Raw genomic sequence first — 2,987 nt, 5'->3', positions numbered from 1 at the left:
CTAAGGGTCTTTTTTTATGCCCTTTTTTGTAAAAAATCCTGCTTAATACCCTTTTTTCACCTCTCATTGCGATTCTTTGAAAGATTTCACCTTATGGTATCGCATTGGATACTGTCATCTTTATTGCTACGCTTTAAAATGCTAATTCTCGGAATAACCATTTTTTTATGGTTCAAATATTAACTTAGGTTATATGGTTCCTACCTATCTTGATCCCTACTCATGCTTTACATTCATTAAAATAAAAAAGGTGTAGCTGTTATCTACACCTTGTTCTGGAATTCTTTATTAAATTGGATGGCATTATGAGCTATTAGGTAGGATCTAGGATTTAATGTTAAAGATTTCTACCAGCTAATCATTAGCTGCCTTATTTTTAAACGAAACTTACACCCCTGCTTTATTAATGACCTCCAATGTTTTCCTTAAGCCTGTATTGGCGACTTCTTGTAGGTCTTGTTTCCAATAGTCCGGATTGTATAATTCCAGGGAAATACATCCTTTATAACCGGTAGTCTTTAGGCTTTTTAATATTTCGGGTAAAGGTAAAATTCCGTCACCGGGATAAACCCTGTGTTTGTCCCCTAAAGTCGCCATATCAGGGCTTGCCGGAGCATCAGCAAATTGGAAAATAGCAATTAAATCTCCCTTTAAAAATTTAAGCCCTTCAAATCCTCCTTCGCTTATGTGCATGTGAAAAGTATCAGGAATAATCATCGCCTTTGGATGATTGGCATCTAATGCTACTCCCGTAGCCTGTCCTAGAGTTTTAAGTGGGAAAAATTTTACAAATACCAAAGCTGGGTTGATACCGTATTCATTTATTCCTATTTCTATTAATTCACGGTATCTCTTAGATACGTATTTTTGGTCATAATTTTCTCCTACAGTATTGGGAATGGTTTGGATGTGTTGAGATTGTATGTCAGCTGCCATTCGCATTCTGTTTTTGGTGTCTTTCAGCGATTGCTCAAATGCCTGATTGGTGGGAGGCAAAGCATTCCATAAACCAATAACACTGGGTACAAACATCCCCAGTTCTTTAATTTCTTTCCCCAAATCTTTTAGGTTACCCCCTTCCTTTTCATATTCAGCCAATTCTCTATCCCAAGGTTCTATGGCATCATAACCCGCCTTTGCTGCAATATGGACCTTTTCCTTTAATGAGGCTGGTCTAATCGTTGCAGTATCCAAACAAATAGGCCAGGGACTTTGATCTTGCTGGTATCTTTTTGAAATCTCTGTGTTTTTTAGAGGTGTATTCGCTGTCAAAGAAGTTACTGATCCTGCTGCAATGCCGGCCAAGGTGCCAAGGCTAATAAACTTTCTACGTTTCATTTTTCTGCTTGTTATGAGTAATAGCTTCGTATACTATCAAGTTTTTTGCTTGATTTTATGTTTTTAACCATCAATAAAGTGAATGCAATGAGTCATTGATAAAAAAACAAAAGAAGGAGAAATTTTTCAGTTTCTCCTTCTTTGAATAAAATCTTATAATTTATTTGGTAGGTGTTATTTCAAATTTCCTGAATTCAACCGGACCATGGTCCCCTTGAATCATAATCGGGCCTGCTTCACCTTCATTGCTGTCGATGGCTCCGCCTGTAATACCGGGTATGATTTGATCAGTTATGATGGCTTTACCATTGGCAATAATCGTAACTCTTCTGCCAATTAAAGTGATTTCATAAGTTTGCCACTCTCCGGGTCCTTTTGCTACCATTTCATTGGGTGTCAAAAAACCATAAACTCCTCCAAAGTAGATAGAGGAAGGCGGGGTGCCTGAATTGTCTTCGATTTGCACCTCATATCTTCCTCTCAGGTAGATTCCACTGTTGCTTCCTTTTGGATAGCGAAATTCTGCAGTGATTTTAAAATCCTCAAACTTTTTGTTAGATATAAGGTTTGAGCCGGCTGAATTAGAAGTCAATATACCATTGATCACTTCCCACTGGTTTTTATCTCCGTCAACATGCCAGCCTTCCAGAGTCTTTCCATTGAATAATTCGATGGTTTTGCCCCATTTTGGTGCTTTTTCTCTTACCAAAGATGGTGCCCTAACTCCGGTAAATGAATGCTTTTCCCCTGTACTTTGCGTAATGGTACCCGAAAGTTTTCCTTTTTTTAATTGACCGTTAAATACCATGTCTTGATCGGAATTGTCCCATTGAGGTGGGATGGAGAATTTAATTTTCCCATTTTTATAATCAACCTTGGATATAGGTCTTGCGCTACCATTGTGTGCAACATAATATCCAACCAAGGTTTTTATGCCGGATAGCTTAACTTCTAGCCAAGATGGTGCTTTTTTGCCATGCATGTCTACCGTAAGATCCCAGCGGCCGGTCAGCTCTTTCTCTCCCTGAGCACAAGCCATATTTCCTGTACTTAAGAAACTGGTGAGCAATAGGGCAAACAAAAGTAATTTAGATTTTATCATGATATCTTATTTAATGTTTATTTCCTTTAAAATTACTCGATTTTTATCTTCAATTAAAATTGTTTTTAATTAAATGGTCTAATTAAATTATTGGGTGTTGTGGGCTATAATTGTTTGTTATTAAGCCTGAATTGTAATTATTTCTTAGAAAAAAATGGGTACAAATGTGAGGTTATAGAAATTCATTCACTTATTTCCCAAACTAAATCATGTTTGAATGATGTTATAAAGAGATTTGGCTAATTTTAATTTTATTTATCCAGGTATATTAACATGCTAGTTAGAAAAATTGGAAGCGGTTATTTTTTGAATTAAATATTTCTTTAAACATTCTATTAATAAATAATTTTATATATATTTGAAACTGTATTTCAAACCCTAAAAAATGGAATACACCTTTCTCAATCGGGTTTCTCTGAAACCATAAAGATTCATCAGGATCCACAATTATAGGATGCATCTTTAATACGGTTGAATTACTACCAATTTAATTTTATTGAATAAGGCGTTTGTTAAATGATAAAAATAGGGCTATATTTCCTTTAAA

2 protein-coding genes are annotated in these 2,987 nt (G+C 35.7%); both read right to left on the bottom strand.

Going from position 1 to position 2,987, the window contains the following annotated elements:
• Positions 1-387 precede the first annotated feature (387 nt).
• Positions 388-1,338 (bottom strand): sugar phosphate isomerase/epimerase, encoded by a 951-nt coding sequence (locus AAC037_RS22820; RefSeq protein ID WP_339905873.1) that lies wholly within the window; start codon positions 1,336-1,338, stop codon positions 388-390.
• Positions 1,339-1,498: 160 nt separating this feature from the next.
• Positions 1,499-2,440, bottom strand: coding sequence for a DUF1080 domain-containing protein (locus AAC037_RS22815; RefSeq protein WP_339905871.1), 942 nt, complete (start codon positions 2,438-2,440; stop codon positions 1,499-1,501).
• Between the last annotated feature and the right edge of the window lie 547 nt (positions 2,441-2,987).

It is taken from the genome of uncultured Cyclobacterium sp. (assembly GCF_963976465.1).
In the GTDB taxonomy this organism is placed as follows: domain Bacteria; phylum Bacteroidota; class Bacteroidia; order Cytophagales; family Cyclobacteriaceae; genus Cyclobacterium.
Note: the sequence above shows the minus strand (reverse complement) of the source record. Positions and strands in the feature narration are given on the sequence as shown.